Here is an 18,608-nt window from a genome sequence, read left to right on the forward strand (position 1 = left end):
ATCCCATTATTTCTTGCCTTGCAGCAGCGCTTCCGGATGGCGTTCCAGATAGTCTGCCAGCACGCGGAAGGACCGCGCGGCGTCGTTCAACTGCCGCATCACGCCCGGCAGGTCGGCCTGTCCACTCCCACCGCCCAGCAGCCCGCTGGCATTCTTCAGTGTACCTTCCGCCGCGGTCGCCACCCCTCGTAGGCTCGTCAGCAGTTGCGGCAGTTGCCGGTTGGTGTCGCGCATCAGCGCATCGGCGCTACCCAGCGCCTTGGCGAGTGCGGCCAGCGACCGCGCGAGGTCCGGCGAACCAGCGAGGCCGCCAACCGACTGCAAGGTGCCGCGCAGGTCGGCGATCAGCCCGTCCAGCGGCAGTGCGGAAACCTTCTCCATCACCACCCCGGCCGAGGCCATGATCGCATCGAGGTCGCTGGAGGCCACCGTCGGCAGCTCCGACCGCTCCGATCCCGGCGAGGGCGGCAGGCCGGGAGCGTAGTCGAAGGAGACCAGCTTCTGCCCGGTGATCAGGTTGCCCGAGGCCAACCGGGCCCGCAGACCCTTCTCCACCTGCATGGCGACCAGCTTGCGCACCGCCGCCTCGTCCATCGGCTTGCCGTCGATCACCGCATAGGTGCGAGCGACCAGATCGGGTTCAAAATCGATGTCGACGGGGATGTGCAGTTCCTCCTTGGCCTCGTCATACACCAGCCGTACGGCGGCGACATGGCCCACCGTCAGCCCGCGCATCAGCACCGGGGCGCCGGCCTGCAGTCCCTGGACCGAACCGGGGAACTCCAGTCGATAGCGCACACGCAGCCGGTCGCGGGCGGCGGCGGCGGACGCCTGATCCTCGTAAAGCGTGAAGCTGGCCCAATCCAGCGCCTGGGCTCCGGCCTCGGGATCCGCCGGGGTTTCCAGCACCACGCCGCCCAGCGCCAGCGACTTCAGCGATTCCGTCTGAAACTTGATGCCGTCGGCCCCGGCTGAGAACTGGATGCCCGACGACCGCCAGAAGCGGCTTCCCTCATGCACCAGCCCCTCATAGGGCGCACGGACAAAGATCGCCACCGACACGCTGCGGTCCTGCGGCGACAGGTTGTAGCCCATCACCTCGCCCACCTGGACACCGCGGAAATAGACGGGAGACCCCTGGGCCAGCGACCCCAGCTGCTCGGTCTTCAGGTTGAAGCTGCGGCCCGGCACGTCGGCGCGGACCACCGGCGGCTCGTCCAGCGCGTCGAACTCCCGCCGGTCATCGCCGCCGCCGGGCTCCATTTCCACATAGGTGCCGGACACCACGGTGCTGAGCCCCGACACACCGCCGAGGCCGAGGCGCGGCGCCACCACCCAGAAGCGGGTGCCGTCCTTCAGGTGGCGGGCGGCGGCGCGGTCCATCCGCGCCGTGGCGATCACCTGGGACAGGTCATCGGACAGCCGCACCGATTCGATCACGCCCAGATCGACGTTCTTGTGCTTGATGCGGGTCCGCCCGGCCTCCAGCCCGTCGCCGGACTGGAAGGTGATGACGATCTGCGGCCCGCGCTCCTCGAACCAGCGCCAGCCGAGCCAGCCGGCGATCAGCGCCGCCACCAGCGGCAGCAGCCACAGGGGCGACAGCCGCCGGCGCGGCGGTGTCGCGACCTCGGGCGGATGATCGGCAGGCGGATGGCCGCCAGACGGGTGGCTTTCCGGCGAATGGGAGGCCGGCCGGTCGTTGTCTCGGATCTCGTCAGCCATGCCGCGTCATTCCAGCCTGTTCGTTCTGCGCCGCATCGGGCGCTCCCTCTTCCGCGCGGTCCCACATCACCCGCGGGTCGAAGATGTGGCTTGCGATCATGGTCAGCACGACCACGCCGGCGAAGGCGATGGCGCCGGGATCGGCGCGGACGGAGGCGACGGCGCCGAACTGCACCAGTGCCGTGAGGATGGCGATCATGAACACGTCGATGTTGGACCAGCGCCCGATGGCGTCGATGATGCGGTACAGCCGCGTCCGGGCGTGCAGCCTGGCGGCCGAACGCCGCCACGCGGCCAGGAGGAACCAGCCGAGCCCCGCCAGCTTCAGCACCGGCACGGCGACGCTGGCAACGAAGACCAGCAGGGCCAGCGGCCACAGCCCGGCCTCCGCCAGCTCATGCACGCCACTGAGGATCGTGCTGGGGGCCCCTTGGCCGAAATTGACGACGGTCATCACCGGCAGCAGGTTGGCCGGGATGTAGAGCACGGCGCCGGCGGACACCAGCGCCGCGGTCCGCTCCAGGCTGTTCGGCTCACGCGGGTGCAGGCGGCTGTGGCAGCGGGTGCAGCGGTCCGGTGCCGGCCCATGGTCGCAGCCATGGACCCGCTGGCAGACGGTGCAGGCGACCCAGCGCCTGGGCGCCGGCGCATCGCCGGGCGGTACATGGTCGATTGCCTGCCAAACCCGGCGGCTGTCGAGCGCCAGGTCCATCAGCGTGCCGGCCAGCACGAAACCGCCCAGCGCCAGCCCGCCGGCCAGGAACTCCGCGTTGGCGAAGCCCTTCAGCCGCGAATAGCCGACCAGCAGCCCGAGCAGGAAGACGTCCAGCATCGCCCAGGGCCGCAGCTTCTCGGCCCAGGCGAACAGCCGCGCCGTCTCCCGCACGTGGGCGGGAGGGCGACCGTCATGCAGCCGCTGCAGCACGGCGATCACCGCCATGATGCGGGCGAAGGGGGCGGCCAACACCAGCACACCGACCAGCAGCGACAGCGGCCACATGCCCTGGTCGGCCAGGATCTCGACCCCGGTGGTGACAAGGCTTGTGCGGTCGTTGCCCTGGATGTTCACGCCCATCAGCGGGTTGGCGGCGATGAGCATCAGCATCAGGGCGCTGGCGACCGCCATGGGCAGCGCGTGACGGACGCCGCCGCGCCCATTCCGGAACAGCACCGCGCCGCAGCGCGTGCATTCGGCCCGGCGCCCCGGCGTCGGCAGGCGGACGCGGTGCAGGCGGCCGCAGTCGGGACAGGCGACGAGATCGTCACGACTCTCCGCCGCCGGCACCCTCAACCCTTCCTTGCCCGTTCCAACCGACATGCACGCACGCAAACCTTCCAGCCGACGAAACCCGCCCTCCAATTGGCTTTTATTAGCGTTGGCGCAAGCCCCTGCGAAGCGGATAGGCGGAATTCCGCCGCATTGCAACATGGGTTGTGTCACGTTCGGGAATTCACGATTGACCGAAAGATTATGTACATACATTATCGCCGAAACGTCACATCGCAACGCGGCGCGGAGAGCGGGGTGCAGGGGTTGGCACGGCAAGGCCTGACCGGACAGAACCGCGGTAACGGACCGGCGTCCCCGCCGGACCATCCGTTGCAAGCCGGCCTGACGCCTGACAGCACCCTCGACGGCCGCGGCCCCCTGTTCGACCAGATCAAGCGCGCGGTCGCCGGGCAGATCCTGCGGGGACGCTGGCAGGCGGGCCAGCGCCTTCCCAACGAGGCTGAATTGTCCAGCCTCTACGGCGTTTCCCGCCAGACCGTACACAAGGCCATTGCCCTGCTGGCGCGGGAGGGCTTCCTGGTCCGCCGCCGCCGTGCCGGAACCTTCGTCGCCACCAGCCGCCGCGACCGATTCGCCCTGCCCATCGAGGACATCGGCGACGTGGTGGCGCGGGATGGGCGTGTCTACGAATTCCGCATCCGCGACCGCAAGATTTTTCGCAACGGCGAGGGCATCCGCTGGCCCGACCTGCCCGACGGAACGCCGATCCTGACGCTGGAATGCCTGCATTTCAGCGACGGTACGCCGATCCAGCACGAACGCCGGCTGGTCAATCTCGACGTCGTGCCGGAGGTGGTTGACGAATCCTTCGATGTCGTGGCACCCAGCCGATGGCTGGTCGACCGGGTTCCCTGGTCATCGGCCGACCACACCGTGCGCGCGGTCAACGCGACGGCGGAGATGGCGGCCTTGCTGGGGGTGGAAGCCGGTGCGGCCTGCCTGTCGATCCGGCGGCAGACCATGCATCTCAGCAGGCCGGTGACGCTGGTTCACTTTCTCTCGGTCGGAGACCGCTTCAGCCTCAGCGGATCGTCGATCACCGACAGCGCGACCGAGTTGAATTTGTAAACACAAAAGGACCGGTGACAGGCGCCGGCCGCAACAGGGGTGACTTCATGATGGAGAGCAAGGCTATGGTTCGGACGATGTTCAAGACGGCACTGCTGGGCGCCACCCTGCTGGTCACCGGTGCCGCCGCCGGGACGGCGATGGCCGACACGCTGGCCGACGTGAAGAAGGCGGGCGTCTTCACCGTCGCCACCGAGATGCAGTTCCCGCCCTTCGATTTCCTTGAGAACAACGAGTACAAGGGCGTCGACAAGGACCTGTTCGACGAGGTGGCGAAGGAGCTGGGCGTCAAGGCCAAGTACATGGACCTGCCCTGGACCAGCGTGCTGCCGGGTCTGGAAGCCAAGAAGTTCGATCTGGTCATCGCCCCGGTCACCATCACGAAGGAGCGCATGAAGCGCTATTCCTTCACCGTTCCGATTTCGGAAGCGACCGCTGCCCTGATGAAGCGCGCCGACGACAAGACCATCAACAAGCCGGAAGACATCGCCGGCAAGAAGGTCGGCGGCGGCAAGGGCACCTCGCAGCTGGCCCAGGTGAAGGAGTTCGGCCAGACGCTGCCGACCCCGCCGGACGTTCGTGAATATGTCGACAGCAACCAGTCCTACGCCGATCTGGCCGCCGGCCGCGTCGACGCCTCGGTCAACTCGCTGCCGAACCTGAACTTCGCCGCCGCCCAGCGCAAGGAGACCTTCGCCGTCGTCCTGCCGCCCTTCGGCAAGCCCTCCTACTTCTCCTGGGTCGGCCGTCCCAGCGACGACGACAAGAGCCTGATCGAGGCGGTCAACGCCGCCCTGGTCAAGATCCAGAAGGACGGCCGCATGGCCGCCATCCAGAAGAAGTGGTTCGGCGTCTCGCAGGAGCTGCCGACCACCGTTCCGGAACCGCAGCTCTAAGGCAAACCTGCCTATTCCCTCTCTCCCGCCACCACGACTGGCGGCTCCAAGGCTCCGCCGGAGGCGGGGAGAGGGAAACAGGCTCCGGCACCGCCGACGAAGGCCCACACGATGAAGTTCAGCGTCATCATCGACGCCTTTCCCTATCTGCTGGGAGCGGCCGTCACGACCATCTGGGTCTCTCTGCTCGGCGTGCTGCTGGGGCAGGTGATCGGCGTTGTCGTCTGCGTCGCGCGCCAGTCCGGCGGCCGGGCGGCCGACATTGCCGGCGGTGTCTATGTCAGCTTCTTCCGCGGCGTTCCGCTGCTGATCCAGCTTCTGCTGATCTACTACATGCTGCCGCTGATCGGCATCGACGTGCCGCCGCTGGTCGCCTCCATCGCCGCACTCGGCCTCGCGTCCGGCGCCTATGTGTCGGAGATCTACCGCGGCGCGCTGAACGCCGTCCCGCACGGCCAGTCGGAAGCGGCGCTGGCGCTGGGCTTTCCCGGATCGTCGATCTGGACGCGCATCCTGCTGCCGCAGGCTTTCCGCATCTCGGTCCCCGCACTGGTCAACGAGCTGATCCTGCTGCTGAAGGCATCCTCGCTGATCTCCGTCGTCGGGGTGGCGGAGCTGACGCGGACCAGCCAGACCATCTCGGCCAGCAACTACCGCCCGCTCGAGATTTATCTGGCGGCCGGCATCATCTATCTGGCGATCAACGGCGCGCTGGCCCTGTTCGGCACGCTGGTCGAACGCCGCCTTCAACAGGCCTGATCCGATGTTGGACCTTTCCCTTCTCGTCCAGTACGGCCCGGCGCTGCTGCGCGGCTTCGGCATCACCATCCTGTGCTGGGGCGCCGGCTGCCTCATCGGCATGGTGCTGGGCTTCGCGCTCATGCTGCTGCGGCAATTGCCGGTGAAGCCGCTGCGCTGGGTCATCCGCGTCTATATCGAGGTGATCCGCGGCACGCCCTTCCTGATCCAGCTGTTCCTGCTCTACAGCGGCGGCCCGTCCATCGGACTGCGGCTGGAGGCGACGACCGCCGGCATCCTCGGCCTCGGCATCTACGGCAGCGCCTATTTCGCCGAGATCTTCCGCGCCGGCTATCAGGCGGTGCCGAAGGGGCAGGTGGAGGCGGCGCTCAGCCTCGGCATGTCCTATGGCGCCATCCTGCGACGGGTGATCGTGCCGGCGATGCTGGTGTCGACCATCCCGGCCATCGTCAACATGATGGCGATCCTGACCAAGGAGACGGTGGTGCTGTCCATCATCACCGTGCCGGAACTGATGTACGAGATGCAGACGATGGCGGCGGAGACCTTCGCCACCTTCGAGACCATCCTCGGGATGGCGCTGTTCTACTGGCTGCTGGTTGAGGTGGTGTCGCGCCTGGGCCGCCGGCTGGAGGCGCGCGTCACCCGTTTCCTGACCCACGCCTCGCCGCAAGGGTCTTCGTCCGAGACTGCAACCGCGAGGGCGTGATGACTGCCGTTTCCCAAACCGCCACCCCGTCGCGCAGCATGGCCCAGGGCGAGACCACGCCGATGGTCTCCATCCGCGGCGTCGGCAAGAGTTTCGGCACCAACGAGGTGCTGCGCGACATCGACCTGACCGTCAACAAGTCGGAGGTCGTCTGCCTGATCGGTCCCAGCGGATCGGGCAAGAGTACGCTCCTGCGCTGCATCAACTTCCTGGAGGTCTACGACCGCGGCGAGATCCGCATCGAAGGCAAGCTGGTCGGCTACAGCGAGGACACGCCGCGCCGCCGCCTGTCCAACCGCGACCTGCGCGATCTGCGCCGCAACGTCGGCATGGTGTTCCAGCAGTTCAACCTTTGGCCCCACATGACCGCGCTGGAGAATGTGGCCGAAGCCCTGGTGCAGGTCCGCGGCATGGACAAGGCCGCAGCATCCGCCCATGCCCGCCGCATGCTGGACCGGGTGGGTCTCGCCGCCAAGGCCGACAGCTACCCCGCCCGCCTCTCCGGCGGCCAGCAGCAGCGCGTCGCCATCGCCCGCGTCATCGCGATGGAACCCCACCTGATGCTGTTCGACGAGCCGACCTCGGCACTCGACCCGGAACTGGTGGGCGAGGTATTGCAGGTGATGCGCGATCTGGCGGCCGACGGCATGACCATGGTGGTGGTGACCCACGAGATGGGCTTCGCCGCCAACGTCGCCGATAAGGTGGCCTTCCTCGACCGCGGCCGGATCGCCGCCTTCGGCACTCCGCGCGAGGTTTTCCACGAGTCCACCGAACCGCGGGTGCAGCAGTTCCTTCAGACCTATCATGAGCGGAACAGCTTCTGATTTTTGCAACATGCGGGACGCTGACCAGCCAGCGGGCTGGCGATCCATTTCGCCAGATCGTCGCCGATGGCTGGCTCGCCCGGTTGCAGATCATCTCTGAACCAGAGCCGGCGGCCATACGTCCGGAATGCGGCAATTCCCTTGCGGCAAGCAGATGAATGCGCTTGCCACCGCACATGTATCTATAGTTGATCTGAGCCACAGCCTTCTCCGCTTCTGTAACGGTTGCGTGAGCATGCATGCTCGTGACTCAATGAGGTCGATATGCGGGTTCTAATACTGACCGCTGCCCTGACTGCAATTGGCGGCGGCAGCAGCTTCGCGGCAAGCTTCGACTGCGGTAAAGCCGGCACACCTGTGGAAAAGGCGGTTTGCTCCGACGAACGGTTGTCAAATCTCGACAGCGAGCTTGGCCGCGCCTACAAGGCTGCACTTCAGAACAGCACCGCTCCGGCGGATCTCAAGACCGAGCAGAAGAACTGGATCGCGCAGCGAAACCGTTGCACGGATGTGACTTGTCTTGCATCGGCTTATCAAACGCGGTTGGCAGCCTTGAGCGCCCCGCAGCACGCCACCCCTGCGGCAGCAACTGTTTCCGGCACCTATAAAGCCGCCGGCGGAGAGCTTCTTGTCGCTCAAGAATCCGTCAGCACCATCAAATTCAGCCTGAGCGCCATGTACAAAATGAACACGGGCGAAGTTGAGGGAGTAGCAATTCTCAACGGAAATCATGCGATATTCGCATCGAATGATGAAAGCGACTATGGAGACTGTAAAATTGAATTCACCTTTACCGAAAGCGCCGTCAACGTGAGGCAGGATGGCATTTGTGGGATGGGGTTCAATGTCAACGGAACTGGAAACTACAAACGCCAGAGCAAAGCCGCTCCCACCTTCTGATCCGCGATGCGGCGTCCAAGTACAATCAGTCCAGAAGTCGGTTTGAAGCGACGCCGATTGACCGTACCGCTCGAAGAGCCGATCACAGCGGACAACGAGGCGGCAGAATAGGGCGAGCGCGCAGTCGACCATGGATGGGAATCCAATCGAAGCCGCCACGGCCACGCTCTTCCCTGGAACGCCGCCCACAAACCGGCTAAGAACCTTTCGCACACGCAACAGAACTGCACCGCGAAGGCCCTGGCTCCGTCGATGATCGAACTCCGGTCCGTCACCCACGCCTATGGCGACCGCCCCGTCCTGCACGACCTGTCGCTGCGGCTGGCCGAGCGGCGCATCGCCATTCTCGGCGGCAACGGCTCGGGGAAGAGCACGCTGGCTCGCCTGCTGAACGGGCTGATCGTGCCGGCCGCCGGCACCGTCACGGTCGATGGTCTGGATACCCGCAGCGACGGCCGGGCCGTGCGGCAGCGGGTCGGCTTTGTCTTCCAGAATCCCGATACACAGATCGTCTACCCGACGGTGGAGGAGGACCTCGCCTTCGGGTTGAAGGCGCGCAAGCTGCCGAAGGACGAGATCGCCCGCCGCGTTGCCGGGGCGCTGGAACGCTACAACCTCGACCGCTACCGGCACCAGCCCGCCCACCAGATGAGCGGCGGCGAGAAACAGCTGCTCGCCATTGCCGGGGTGCTGGTTCTGGAGCCGGCCTACGTGATCTTCGACGAACCGACCACGCTGCTCGACCTGCGCAACCGCCGCAAGGTGATCGACCTGCTGCGCGGCCTGCCGCAGACGGTGATCGTCGTCACTCACGACCTCGACATGGTCAAGGATTTCGACCGGGCGCTGGTGCTGGAGGATGGCCGCATCGTCGCCGACGGCCCGCCGGCGGAAACCGTGCCGGCCTACATCGAGCGGCTCGGCTGATGCTGGGCCTCTACCTGCATCGGGAGTCGGTCGTTCACCGCCTGCCGGCAGGGGCGAAGCTCGGCGGCCTGCTGCTGGTGACCATCCTGGTGCTGGCCATGCCTGGTGGCTGGGGGGCGCTGGCCGCCGGACTGATCGGCGCCGCGGTTCTGGTGGCGGCAAAGCTGCCGGCCGGACGAGTCTTGTCGGAGCTGCGGGCGCCGGTGCTGATGCTGACCCTGCTGTTCGGTTTCCAGGCGCTGCTGGCCGGCGGCGGCTGGGAGGAGACGGCGGTCGCCGTCGCCCGTTTCGCCGCCCTGATCCTGCTGGCGACCCTGGTCACGCTGACCACCCGCGTCATGGACATGGTCGATCTGTTCGAGCGGCTGTTCGGCCTGCTGCGTCCGGTCGGGGTCAACCCGGCGAAGATGGCGCTGATGCTGGCCCTGACCATCCGCTTCATCCCGCTGCTGGGCGAACAGGTGCGCGAGGTGCGAATGGCCCAGCGTGCCCGCGGCGTGGAGCGCAACATAGCCGCCCTGTTCGTTCCGCTGCTGGTCAAGATCCTCACCATGGCCGATGATCTGACCGCCGCACTGGAAGCGCGCGGTTACGACCCGGCCGATGCTGGGACGAACGACAGCAAAACCAAAAACAATACTCAACGATAACGTCACCAGCCGAAGGAAGCGTCCGCCATGTTGTCCACCCGCGACCTCGTCCTCTGCGCCCTGTTCGCCGCCCTGCTGGGCGGGCTCGGCATGGCCCCGCCGATTCCGCTCGGCTTCCTGCCGGTGCCGGTCACCGCGCAGACGCTGGGCGTCATGCTGGCCGGCACCATCCTGGGCGCCAAGCGCGGCGGCATCGCGGCATTGCTGTTCGTGCTTCTGGTCGCGGCCGGCCTGCCGCTGCTGGCGGGAGGTCGCGGCGGCATCGGCGTCCTGCTGGGGCCGACCGGCGGCTTCGTGCTGTCCTGGCCGGTCGGCGCCTTCGTCACCGGCTGGCTGGCGGAGCGTTTCGCCACCACCGCCAACCCGATCCGCCTGTTCGCAGTCAGCGTACTCGGCGGCATCCTGGTCGTCTATGCCGGCGGCATTCCCTGGCTGTGGCTGGTCGCCGGTCTGCCGATCGACAAGGCCGTGTTCGGCTCGCTGGCCTTCGTGCCGGGCGACCTGATCAAGGCCGGGATCGCCGCTGTCGCCGCCTCGGGCGTCCGCCGCGCCGGCATCCTGCCCATCCATGCCTGAGAAAATGATTCCGGAGCAGCCATTGGCGACCGGCGGCTATCTGGGGGCGGACAGCCTCGTCCGCCCCTTCGTGCTGGCCACCGAACGGACGCCTGACCATCCGGCCCTGATCTTCGGTGACGAAACGCTGTCCTACGGCGCACTGCTGGAGCAGGTGCGGCGGACCGGTGCCGGTGTGGCTGCCCTGCGCCGGGATGGAGCGCCGCCGCGCGTGGCGCTCAGCCTGGGCAACCGGCCGGAACTGCTGGCGCTGTTCTTCGGCATCGTCGCGGCCGGCGGCATCGTCGGTCTGCTCGACCCGAAATGGAGCGCCGCGCAGACCGCCGCGGCCATCGAGACCTTCCGCCCCGATCTGCATCTGACGACCGAGACCGCCGCCGGCTGGATCGCGGCGCAGCCGGCGGGCTGGACCATCCCCGCCATCGATCCGAAGACGCCATTCCTGGTCGGCTTCACCTCCGGCACCACCGGCCGGCCCAAGGCCTTCATCCGCAACCAGGGCTCCTGGCTGGCGACGCTGGAGGCGAGCCGGGTGGAGTTCGGCATCGGCGCCGAGGACGTCGTTCTCGTGCCGGGTCCGCTGGTCCATGGCCTGGGCCTCTATGGCGCGGTGGAAGGGCTGTCGGCCGGCGCCACGGTGCGGGTGCAGCCGAAATTCGACGGAACCGACGCGGCGGCGCAGTTGGCGGAGTGCGGCGTCACCACGCTGGTGCTGGTGCCGACGATGCTGGTCGGCATCCTCGACGCGGCCGAGCGCGACGACCGACGCTTCCCTGCCCTTCGCCGGGTGGTCTGTTCCGGCGCCAAGCTGGCGCCCGCAGTGCATGACCGGCTGGCCGCCCTCTGCCCCGACGCCGCCGTGCTGGAATATTACGGCGCGTCCGAGCTGAGCTTCGTCAGCCTGCGCTCGTCCCGCGAAGGTGCCCCCGCCGACAGCGTCGGCCGCCCCTTCCACGGGGTTGAGCTGAGCCTGCGCGACGATGACGGCCTTCCGGTGCAGCGCGGCCGGCCCGGCACCGTCTGGGTGCGCAGCCTCATGCTGAGCGACGGCTATCTCGGCGTCACCGACGGTGCCGGCTACCGCGAGCGGGACGGCTGGGGCACGGTCGGCGATTACGGCTGGATCGACGGCGAAGGCTGGCTGCGGCTGGTCGGGCGGGCCGGCGACATGGTCATCACCGGCGGCCTGAACGTCTACCCGGCGGAGGTCGAAGCGGTCCTGCGCGCCCATCCCGCGGTGGCGGAGGCGGTGGTGTTCGGTCTGCCCGACCCCTATTGGGGCGATGCCCTGTCCGCTGTGGTGTGGTGGCGCGGGAGCGCGCGCGCCTCGCTCGCCGACCTGCGCGGCTGGTGCCAGGACCGGCTGGAGGGCTACAAGGCGCCGCGGCTGGTCTTCGCCGCGTCAGACATGCCCCTGACCGGCAGCGGCAAGATCGCCCGCGCCGATGTGCGCGAGCGGGCGAAGCTCGGCGGACCGGACGGCGGGCTGGAGGTGGTGGCGTGACCAGCCGCCCCATCATCGTCGCCGCCCGGCGGACCCCGGTCGGCCGCATCGGCGGCAGCTTGCGCGAGCTTCCCGTCGAGGATCTCGCCGCCCCGGTCATCCGCGCCGTGCTGGCCGACGCTACACTGGACCCCACGGAGGTGGATGAGGTTCTGCTGGGCAATGCGGTCGGTCCCGGCGGCAATGTCGCACGGCTGTCGGCTCTGGCGGCCGGGCTGCCGGTGTCGGTGCCCGGCGTCACGGTGGACCGGCAATGCGGATCGGGGCTGGAGGCGGTCAATCTCGCCGCCCGGCTGGTACAGTCCGGGGCCTGCGACGTCGTCCTGGCCGGCGGGGTAGAGAGCACCAGCACCGCCCCCTGGCGCATCGCCAAACCCTCCAGCCTCTACCGCAGCCCCAGCTTCTACGACCGCGCCCGCTTCGCCCCCGACGAGGTCGGCGACCCGTCGATGATCGAGGCGGCGGAGACTGTCGCCACTGTCCACGGCATCGACCGCACCCGCCAGGACCGCTACGCGCTGGACAGCCACCGCAAGGCCTTGGCTGCGCAGGCCGCCGGGCGCTTCGACCGCGAGATCGTTCCGCTGCACCTCCGCGACGGCCGCGTCGTCGCCCTCGATGAATGCCCGCGGGCCGAGACCAGCCTTGAAAAGCTGGCGGCGCTGCGCCCGATCCTCCGGCCCGACGGCACGGTCACGGCAGGCAACGCTTGCCCGGTCAATGACGGTGCCGCCGTGGTGGCGGTGGTGTCGGAGCGGAAGTTCCGCACGCTCGGCCTCACCCTTGGGTTGGCGGTGGTCGACAGCACCGCGGCGGGGGTGGATCCGAAGCTCCTCGGCACCGGCCCTATTCCGGCGGTGACCAGGCTGCTGGCCCGCAACCCCGGCCTAACAATCGCCGATATCGACCTCGTCGAATTCAATGAAGCCTTCGCCGCCCAGGTGCTGGCGAGCCTCGATGCGCTTGGCATCGACCAATCGCGCGTTTCGGTCGGCGGCGGCGCCCTGGCGCTCGGCCATCCTTATGGCGCATCCGGGGCGATCCTGGTGACGCGCCTGTTCAGCGAAATGCTGTTCCCGGCTGCGGGCCGTGCGCCCCGCCGGGGCCTCGCCACGCTCGGCATCGGCGGCGGGCTGGGGCTCGCCACACTTCTGGAGCCAGTTTGAATGACCAGCGCCCCTGCGGCCGGGGATAGTTTCCGGTCGGCCTTCCGTCATCGTGCCTTCGCCCTGTTCTGGAGCGCGCGGGTCTGTTCGATGCTTGCGATCCAGATGCAGGTGGTGGCGGTCGGCTGGCAGGTCTATGCCATGACCGGCGACCCGCTCGATCTCGGGCTGGTCGGGCTGTTCCAGTTCCTGCCCTCGCTGGCGCTGGTTCTGGTGGCCGGCCATGTGGTCGACAACAACGACCGCAAGACGGTCCTGTTTGGCGCCCTGTCGGTCGAGATGATCGCTGTCGCCGCCCTGTTCCTGCTGACCATGGCGGGCGCCCTGTCGCCCCACGCCATCTTTGCCGTGGTGGCGCTGATCGGCCTCGCCAAATCCTTCGAGGGTCCGGCCAACCAGGCGATCCTGTCCGCGACCGTTCCGGTGGAGGATTTGCCGAACGCCGTCGCTTGGCAGTCGTCGGGCGTCCAGGTGGCGCAGATCTCCGGACCGGCGCTGGGCGGCCTGCTCTACATCGCCGGTCCGGCGGCGGTCTATGGCGTCAGCACGGCGATGCTGGCGCTGTCGGTCCTGCTGATCGCCGCCTGCCGGCCGCGCCCCGTCACCATGACCAAGCGCGCCATGAGCCTGACCAGCATGCTGGCCGGCGCCGCCTTCATCCGCAGCCGGCCGGAAATTCTGGGCGCCATCTCGCTTGACCTGTTCGCGGTTCTGCTGGGCGGGGCGACGGCGCTGCTGCCGATCTATGCGCGCGATGTGCTGCATGTCGGGCCGTGGGGGCTCGGCCTGCTGCGCTCCGCCCCGGCATTGGGAGCGCTTGCCATGGCGATGGTCATCACCCGCTGGGGCGTGAAGCGCCATGCAGGGCGCTGGATGCTGATCGCGGTGGCCGGCTTCGGCGTCGCCACCGTCGCCTTCGGTCTGTCGGCCGATCCGGTTCTGTCCTTCATCGCCCTGCTGGCGGTCGGCGCCACCGATCAGGTCAGCATGTTCGTGCGCCAGACGCTGGTCCAACTGTCCGCCCCCGACGAGATGCGCGGCCGGGTCGGCGCCGTCACCTCGCTGTTCATCGGCGCGTCCAACCAGTTGGGCGAGTTCGAATCCGGGAGCGTCGCGGCGCTGGTTGGTGCGGTTCCGGCGGTGGTGCTGGGCGGCGTCGGCGCGATCGGGCTCGCCGGACTGTGGGCGGCGATGTTCCCGGCGCTGCGGCGGGTGGACAGGTTGCTGGGGAGGTAGCGTGAGGCGAGTCCTCCACACATCACTGCATATGCCCAGAAGCCGATGGGCTCAACTCTAGACTTTTTGAGAGATTCCTGCATATACTTAAAGGTGCATTCAGGTTACAAAATCCTCTTTCTGCACGATGACTGGAAATAAGGGCAGCTTTCCTCTGGATGCGACTTGGGCTGTTTTCTCGCGGAATACGGAAGTGAATGCCGACCGCGCGATGGAATCAGAAAATAGAAAGAGAGATTGATATGAGCATCGTCGTTGGAAACGTACCCTTGCATTTATGGGATGGCGGAAGTGGTACCGGTATCGATTATGACAACTCTTTTCTGTATTCAATAACTCCATCGCAGATCGTTGCCCGATTTACAAAAAACGGCGCGACCGTGATGGACGCTACAGTAAATGGCAATATCAATATAACCGGAAATAACATATCAGGAAGAATTACGTCCCTCACAGCGACGCAGCCCAGTGGAAATATCCTGCTGTCGATCAGCAATGCAAATCTGAGCTTTTCAAACGCATATGATTTTTCTAATGTATTGACAGTCCCGTCGATGCTGTCAGGTGACGACCAAATATTTGGCTCATCCCAGACGGACTATTTACAGGGATACGCGGGAAACGATTACATCAGCGGTGGTGGAGGTGACGATCAGATCTATACCAGCCCTGGTTTCGATACCATCGATGGCGGAGAAGGTATCGACACCGTCATCAATCTCCAATATACGAGCACCGCGAGGCTGATCGCCTTCAATGGGCAGGTTGCCATTCTTGATCGCAGCAATGGCAGCGACGTTCTGATGAATGTCGAATACGTCAGATATTACGACGGGATGGTGCCGACTTCGAGTGCCGCTGGTTTCGATGCCCTGGGGTATCTGGCGGCAAACCGGGATCTGGCCGCCGTTTTCGGCACCAATCAGGCCGCTGCCTTCACTCACTACATTCGGAGCGGCTATACTGAGAGCCGCGCGACCAGCTTCGATGCCGCCGGTTATCTGGCCGCCAACGCGGATCTGGCCGCGGCCTTCGGGGTGGACACTGTCACAGCGACCCGTCATTACATCACCAACGGTCGGTTGGAGGGGCGAAAGACCTCCTTCGATGCGACGAGTTATCTGGCGGCAAACCCGGATCTGATCCAGGCCTTCGGATCCAGCACAACGGCAGCGGCCCTCCATTATGCCACCACGGGACGGCTGGAAGGACGGACGACGACGTTTAACGCGGCTGCCTATCTGGCGCGGAATCCCGATCTTCAGCGTCGGTTTGGCAACAGCGAAGCGTCGGCGGCAGCCCATTACGTGAATTTCGGCTACCGGGAAGGACGATCCACCACCCCGCTGGCAACAACCGGCCGGGCCGCACCGGTGCTCGGGTCGGATCCCTCGGCTGGCATGCTCGCCGCCACTGTCTGACACGGCTCCTGCAGGCGGGGTATCCCCGCCCGCAGGATCGAACTCAACGGCTCACAGATACCGGATCGTCACCTTGTCTGCCGCCTGCTTGGCCCGCGCCCGTGCATCGTCGGTGTCGGTGCCGGTTGCAAGCGCCACACCCATGCGGCGGTTCTTGCGGGTGGTCGGCTTGCCGAACAGGCGGACGTCGACCTCCTGCTCGACCGACCCAAGGCGCAGCGCATCCGCCAGCCCCTCGATACGGAAATTCTCCGCCTCGCGGTCGGCCAGGATGACGGCGGAGGCCGACGGGGCACGGCACAGAATGTTCGGGATCGGCAGGCCCAGGATGGCGCGGGCGTGCAGTTCGAACTCCGACAGGTTCTGCGACAGCAGCGTAACCATGCCGGTGTCATGCGGGCGCGGCGACAGTTCGGAGAAGATCACCTCGTTGGCGGTGACGAAGAATTCGACGCCGAATATGCCGTAGCCGCCGAGATTATCGACGACGCGCGCCGCCATCGCCTTGGCGTCGTCCAGCATCGCCTGCGGCATGGCGACCGGCTGCCAGGATTCCTGATAGTCACCGCGCTCCTGCCTGTGGCCGATCGGCTCGCAATAGAGGATGCCGTCGCGGGTGCGGACGGTCAGCAGCGTGATCTCATAGTCGAAGGGGACGAACTCCTCGACGATCACCTTGCGGCGGTCGCCGCGCATGTTCGCCACCGCATAGTCCCAGGCGGCCTCCAGCCCGGCGGAACCCTGCACCGTGCTCTGCCCCTTACCGGAGGACGACATCACCGGCTTGACGACGCAGGGGAATCCGGTGTGTTCCGCCCCGGCGCGTACCTCCTCCAGGCTCTCGGCATAGCGGTAGCGCGAGGTGCGCAGACCGAGTTCCGTCGCCGCAACCTCACGAATGCGGTCGCGATTCATCGTCATCGTCGCGGCGCGGGCCGACGGCACGACCGTGGTGCCGGCATCCTCGAATTCGTGCAGCACCTCGGTTCGGATCGCCTCGACCTCCGGCACGATGTAATCCGGGCGGTGCTTGGCGATGGCGGCGCGCAGGGCGTCGGCGTCCAGCATGGAGAACACCTCCGCCTGATCGGCGACCTGCATCGCCGGCGCGTTGGCGTAGCTGTCGCAGGCGATGACCTCGCAGCCCAGCCGCTTGGCGGCAATGACGAATTCCTTGCCCAGCTCCCCGGAGCCGAGCAGCAGGATCCTTGCGGTGAACATCGACGCACTCCCGATATTGGCGACAACTGGCGATATTGGCGACAGCTGGCCGACCATAGGGCTTCCGGCCAGCCGGGCCAAGCCCCGCCGTAGGCCTCCCGTATGCAGCAGCCAAACGGAACCGGGGCCACGCAAATATTTCTAAAAAGAAATTATAATGGTAGCGGATGAAAAACTCCGCTCATGTGTTCATGTCTAAATGAACCCCTGTTTCGGGAGGCGGCGATGGCAACGACCACACAAGCGGCGGCAAGGCGCGGGTTCTTCGGCGGCAGGACCCTGATGGCCGTCTGCCTGGCCGGCTCGCTGGCATTGCCGGGCTGTGCCGGCAACGGCAACGACGACATGGCCGGCGCCCTGCTGATCGGTGCCGCGGTGGTCGGGCTTGGCGTGCTGGCCGCCACCGCCGGCGGTGACGACGACGATGGCGACCGCAACCGCGGTCGGCATCAGCGCCATCGCGGCGGCTACGACAACAGCGGCTATTACGGCAATGGCTATGCGAGCGGCTATGAGGGCCGGGGTCGCGGCGGCTACAGCCGCTATGCCGGCAACGGCCAATGCGACGATTCGCGCTACCGCACCTCCAATGGCGGGCGGGCCGAAGCCGGGACCGACGAATGGGACTGCCGCCGCTTCGGTGACGGCCGCAAGTAAAAGGCGGACGTCACCGAAGCGGTTCAGCGCCGCCGCCCCTCCAGGTTCTTGCGGACGATGGCGCCGATGATCAGCAGGAAGGCCAGCAAGCGCAGCACATAGACCCAGCTCTGCTCCTCGCGTTCCAGCCCGCCAAGCGCCAGCACGATCTGATTCAGCGCCAGCAGCAGGAAGGCGAGCGCGAAGCTGACGAACAGCGCGTCCCTCGTCCGTTTCCAGAAACCGAGGAAGAACAGCCCGGCCACCGCATAGAGCGCTGCAAGCACGCCGGTGAAGAAGCTGGAGGTGGTGGGCAGCATCACTCGGCATCCCAGATGAAGCCGTACAGCAGCACGCCGACGCCTGCCATGGCGGAGGACTGGCGCAGCGGCAGCAGGTCTACCTGCGTCGGCAGAACGACGACATCGATGAACAGCAGCAGATTGTTCACCGCCAGCCCGACGAAGCACAGCGTGCTCCACAGCAGAAGCCGGCTGCGGGAGCGCAGCCAGCTGCGCAGCAGCAGCACCATGCACAGCAGGCTGGTGGCAAAGCACAGCAGATAGACGGCTGATTTCACGACATCCATGTCGCCGCTCCCACCCCGCTCTCCCCCCGCAGAGGACGGCACGCATTCCCGACTATGTAGTCCGCGGTCATTTCAGTCACTGAGATCAATCGTTGAGGCGGAAACGGAAGGAATCGGCAAAGATCTGCACCTTGTTGCCGGGAGCCGCGAAGATCTCCCGGATGATGGCGGACGGACGGGTGGCATAGGCCTGCTCGATCTCCTCCACCCACTGGTCCAGAAGCGGGGAGGCCGGGCGGTAACGGTGGCAGCCGTCGGTCTGCGCCACCAGCAGGCCGGCGCCGAGGAACCCGGCCAGCGCCTCCTGCACCACCACCTCGCTGCCACGCAACTCTCTGACCAGATCGCCATTCGACCAGTCCCGATCGGGAGTCCGCCGCAGAAGAAGAAGAAGCTCCAACGCCCAGACAGACCGGATCGAACCTCGCAACAGCGTAAGCGCATCATCGGACAAAACCATGAACCAGAACCTGACCTGATATGCACAACCGGCGGCGTGGGGCAACG

General features: G+C 66.7%; 20 protein-coding genes. 14 read left to right on the top strand and 6 right to left on the bottom strand.

Translation table 11 applies throughout. From position 1 onward, the window contains the following. Positions 1–6 precede the first annotated feature (6 nt). Complete coding sequence (locus ACWPN3_RS08590) at positions 7–1,725, bottom strand: PqiB family protein (protein ID WP_492242985.1); 1,719 nt, start codon at positions 1,723–1,725, stop codon at positions 7–9. Further along, positions 1,718–3,043: a paraquat-inducible protein A gene (locus tag ACWPN3_RS08595; RefSeq protein WP_492242986.1), complete on the bottom strand. Its 1,326-nt coding sequence runs from the start codon at positions 3,041–3,043 to the stop codon at positions 1,718–1,720. The genes ACWPN3_RS08590 and ACWPN3_RS08595 overlap by 8 nt, the downstream gene beginning before the upstream one ends. A 282-nt stretch (positions 3,044–3,325) precedes the next feature. On the opposite strand from ACWPN3_RS08595, the gene hutC reads away from it, so the two are divergent. The 13 genes from hutC to ACWPN3_RS08660 all read left to right on the top strand — a co-directional run bounded on the left by hutC (position 3,326) and on the right by ACWPN3_RS08660 (position 15,655). After that, complete coding sequence (hutC, locus tag ACWPN3_RS08600) at positions 3,326–4,084, top strand: histidine utilization transcriptional repressor HutC (protein WP_247873313.1); 759 nt, start codon at positions 3,326–3,328, stop codon at positions 4,082–4,084. Positions 4,085–4,149: 65 nt separating this feature from the next. Continuing rightward, positions 4,150–4,980, top strand: a complete 831-nt coding sequence (locus ACWPN3_RS08605) for a transporter substrate-binding domain-containing protein (RefSeq protein ID WP_247873312.1) — start codon at positions 4,150–4,152, stop codon at positions 4,978–4,980. Positions 4,981–5,091: 111 nt separating this feature from the next. After that, positions 5,092–5,739 (top strand): amino acid ABC transporter permease, encoded by a 648-nt coding sequence (locus ACWPN3_RS08610; protein WP_492242987.1) that lies wholly within the window; start codon positions 5,092–5,094, stop codon positions 5,737–5,739. 4 nt (positions 5,740–5,743) lie between these two features. Next, entirely contained in the window at positions 5,744–6,448 is a 705-nt protein-coding gene (locus ACWPN3_RS08615) for an amino acid ABC transporter permease (protein ID WP_492242988.1), read from the top strand. After that, complete coding sequence (locus tag ACWPN3_RS08620; protein WP_492242989.1) at positions 6,448–7,275, top strand: amino acid ABC transporter ATP-binding protein; 828 nt, start codon at positions 6,448–6,450, stop codon at positions 7,273–7,275. The genes ACWPN3_RS08615 and ACWPN3_RS08620 overlap by 1 nt, the downstream gene beginning before the upstream one ends. Positions 7,276–7,539: 264 nt before the next feature. Continuing rightward, entirely contained in the window at positions 7,540–8,175 is a 636-nt protein-coding gene (locus tag ACWPN3_RS08625) for a lysozyme inhibitor LprI family protein (RefSeq protein WP_109451763.1), read from the top strand. Between the two features lie 252 nt (positions 8,176–8,427). Beyond that, positions 8,428–9,102 carry an energy-coupling factor ABC transporter ATP-binding protein gene (locus ACWPN3_RS08630; protein WP_109451761.1) on the top strand — a complete coding sequence of 225 codons (675 nt, stop codon included), beginning with the start codon at positions 8,428–8,430 and terminating at the stop codon, positions 9,100–9,102. After that, on the top strand, positions 9,102–9,752 hold the full coding sequence (locus ACWPN3_RS08635; RefSeq protein WP_492242990.1) for an energy-coupling factor transporter transmembrane component T family protein: 651 nt from the start codon (positions 9,102–9,104) through the stop codon (positions 9,750–9,752). Before ACWPN3_RS08630 ends, ACWPN3_RS08635 begins: the two co-directional genes overlap by 1 nt. Positions 9,753–9,779: 27 nt before the next feature. After that, positions 9,780–10,328 (top strand): biotin transporter BioY, encoded by a 549-nt coding sequence (locus ACWPN3_RS08640; RefSeq protein ID WP_109451757.1) that lies wholly within the window; start codon positions 9,780–9,782, stop codon positions 10,326–10,328. Beyond that, positions 10,321–11,832, top strand: coding sequence for a class I adenylate-forming enzyme family protein (locus ACWPN3_RS08645; RefSeq protein WP_492242991.1), 1,512 nt, complete (start codon positions 10,321–10,323; stop codon positions 11,830–11,832). The genes ACWPN3_RS08640 and ACWPN3_RS08645 overlap by 8 nt, the downstream gene beginning before the upstream one ends. Beyond that, positions 11,829–12,998: a thiolase family protein gene (locus ACWPN3_RS08650; RefSeq protein ID WP_492242992.1), complete on the top strand. Its 1,170-nt coding sequence runs from the start codon at positions 11,829–11,831 to the stop codon at positions 12,996–12,998. Before ACWPN3_RS08645 ends, ACWPN3_RS08650 begins: the two co-directional genes overlap by 4 nt. Continuing rightward, positions 12,999–14,234 (top strand): MFS transporter, encoded by a 1,236-nt coding sequence (locus ACWPN3_RS08655; RefSeq protein ID WP_492242993.1) that lies wholly within the window; start codon positions 12,999–13,001, stop codon positions 14,232–14,234. A gap of 242 nt (positions 14,235–14,476) precedes the next feature. Beyond that, entirely contained in the window at positions 14,477–15,655 is a 1,179-nt protein-coding gene (locus ACWPN3_RS08660) for a calcium-binding protein (RefSeq protein ID WP_492242994.1), read from the top strand. A gap of 51 nt (positions 15,656–15,706) precedes the next feature. Here the strand turns inward: ACWPN3_RS08660 and purT are convergent, their stop codons facing one another. Then, the gene (purT, locus tag ACWPN3_RS08665) at positions 15,707–16,876 is read right to left on the bottom strand and encodes a formate-dependent phosphoribosylglycinamide formyltransferase (protein WP_492242995.1); all 1,170 of its coding nucleotides are present in this window, start codon (positions 16,874–16,876) and stop codon (positions 15,707–15,709) included. A 225-nt stretch (positions 16,877–17,101) separates the two neighbouring features. Between purT and ACWPN3_RS08670 the strand changes: the two genes are divergently transcribed. Beyond that, a complete protein-coding gene (locus ACWPN3_RS08670) occupies positions 17,102–17,533 on the top strand; it encodes a hypothetical protein (RefSeq protein ID WP_492242996.1) in 432 nt (143 codons plus the stop codon). 23 nt (positions 17,534–17,556) lie between these two features. Here ACWPN3_RS08670 and ACWPN3_RS08675 read toward each other — a convergent pair whose 3' ends face one another. The 3 genes from ACWPN3_RS08675 to ACWPN3_RS08685 form a co-directional block, all read right to left on the bottom strand. Further along, positions 17,557–17,832, bottom strand: a complete 276-nt coding sequence (locus ACWPN3_RS08675; RefSeq protein WP_109048699.1) for a DUF5985 family protein — start codon at positions 17,830–17,832, stop codon at positions 17,557–17,559. Further along, a complete protein-coding gene (locus ACWPN3_RS08680) occupies positions 17,832–18,101 on the bottom strand; it encodes a DUF5985 family protein (protein WP_492242997.1) in 270 nt (89 codons plus the stop codon). Before ACWPN3_RS08680 ends, ACWPN3_RS08675 begins: the two co-directional genes overlap by 1 nt. Before the next feature lie 85 nt (positions 18,102–18,186). Beyond that, the gene (locus tag ACWPN3_RS08685) at positions 18,187–18,561 is read right to left on the bottom strand and encodes a hypothetical protein (RefSeq protein WP_492242998.1); all 375 of its coding nucleotides are present in this window, start codon (positions 18,559–18,561) and stop codon (positions 18,187–18,189) included. Between the last annotated feature and the right edge of the window lie 47 nt (positions 18,562–18,608).

This window comes from Azospirillum sp. UENF 111221 (assembly GCF_058780625.1).

What these genes read in the sequence shown, in the direction of transcription:
- ACWPN3_RS08670 (WP_492242996.1), top strand. Translation starts at nt 17,102, where the DNA reads ATGGCAACGACCACACAAGCGGCGGCAAGGCGCGGGTTCTTCGGCGGC.
- ACWPN3_RS08645 (WP_492242991.1), top strand. Translation starts at nt 10,321, where the DNA reads ATGCCTGAGAAAATGATTCCGGAGCAGCCATTGGCGACCGGCGGCTAT.
- ACWPN3_RS08660 (WP_492242994.1), top strand. Translation starts at nt 14,477, where the DNA reads ATGAGCATCGTCGTTGGAAACGTACCCTTGCATTTATGGGATGGCGGA.
- ACWPN3_RS08605 (WP_247873312.1), top strand. Translation starts at nt 4,150, where the DNA reads ATGGTTCGGACGATGTTCAAGACGGCACTGCTGGGCGCCACCCTGCTG.
- ACWPN3_RS08620 (WP_492242989.1), top strand. Translation starts at nt 6,448, where the DNA reads ATGACTGCCGTTTCCCAAACCGCCACCCCGTCGCGCAGCATGGCCCAG.
- ACWPN3_RS08655 (WP_492242993.1), top strand. Translation starts at nt 12,999, where the DNA reads ATGACCAGCGCCCCTGCGGCCGGGGATAGTTTCCGGTCGGCCTTCCGT.
- ACWPN3_RS08640 (WP_109451757.1), top strand. Translation starts at nt 9,780, where the DNA reads ATGTTGTCCACCCGCGACCTCGTCCTCTGCGCCCTGTTCGCCGCCCTG.
- ACWPN3_RS08625 (WP_109451763.1), top strand. Translation starts at nt 7,540, where the DNA reads ATGCGGGTTCTAATACTGACCGCTGCCCTGACTGCAATTGGCGGCGGC.
- ACWPN3_RS08615 (WP_492242988.1), top strand. Translation starts at nt 5,744, where the DNA reads ATGTTGGACCTTTCCCTTCTCGTCCAGTACGGCCCGGCGCTGCTGCGC.
- ACWPN3_RS08675 (WP_109048699.1), bottom strand. Translation starts at nt 17,832, where the DNA reads ATGCTGCCCACCACCTCCAGCTTCTTCACCGGCGTGCTTGCAGCGCTC.
- ACWPN3_RS08685 (WP_492242998.1), bottom strand. Translation starts at nt 18,561, where the DNA reads ATGGTTTTGTCCGATGATGCGCTTACGCTGTTGCGAGGTTCGATCCGG.
- ACWPN3_RS08590 (WP_492242985.1), bottom strand. Translation starts at nt 1,725, where the DNA reads ATGGCTGACGAGATCCGAGACAACGACCGGCCGGCCTCCCATTCGCCG.
- ACWPN3_RS08635 (WP_492242990.1), top strand. Translation starts at nt 9,102, where the DNA reads ATGCTGGGCCTCTACCTGCATCGGGAGTCGGTCGTTCACCGCCTGCCG.
- purT (WP_492242995.1), bottom strand. Translation starts at nt 16,876, where the DNA reads ATGTTCACCGCAAGGATCCTGCTGCTCGGCTCCGGGGAGCTGGGCAAG.
- ACWPN3_RS08630 (WP_109451761.1), top strand. Translation starts at nt 8,428, where the DNA reads ATGATCGAACTCCGGTCCGTCACCCACGCCTATGGCGACCGCCCCGTC.
- ACWPN3_RS08680 (WP_492242997.1), bottom strand. Translation starts at nt 18,101, where the DNA reads ATGGATGTCGTGAAATCAGCCGTCTATCTGCTGTGCTTTGCCACCAGC.
- ACWPN3_RS08610 (WP_492242987.1), top strand. Translation starts at nt 5,092, where the DNA reads ATGAAGTTCAGCGTCATCATCGACGCCTTTCCCTATCTGCTGGGAGCG.
- ACWPN3_RS08595 (WP_492242986.1), bottom strand. Translation starts at nt 3,043, where the DNA reads ATGTCGGTTGGAACGGGCAAGGAAGGGTTGAGGGTGCCGGCGGCGGAG.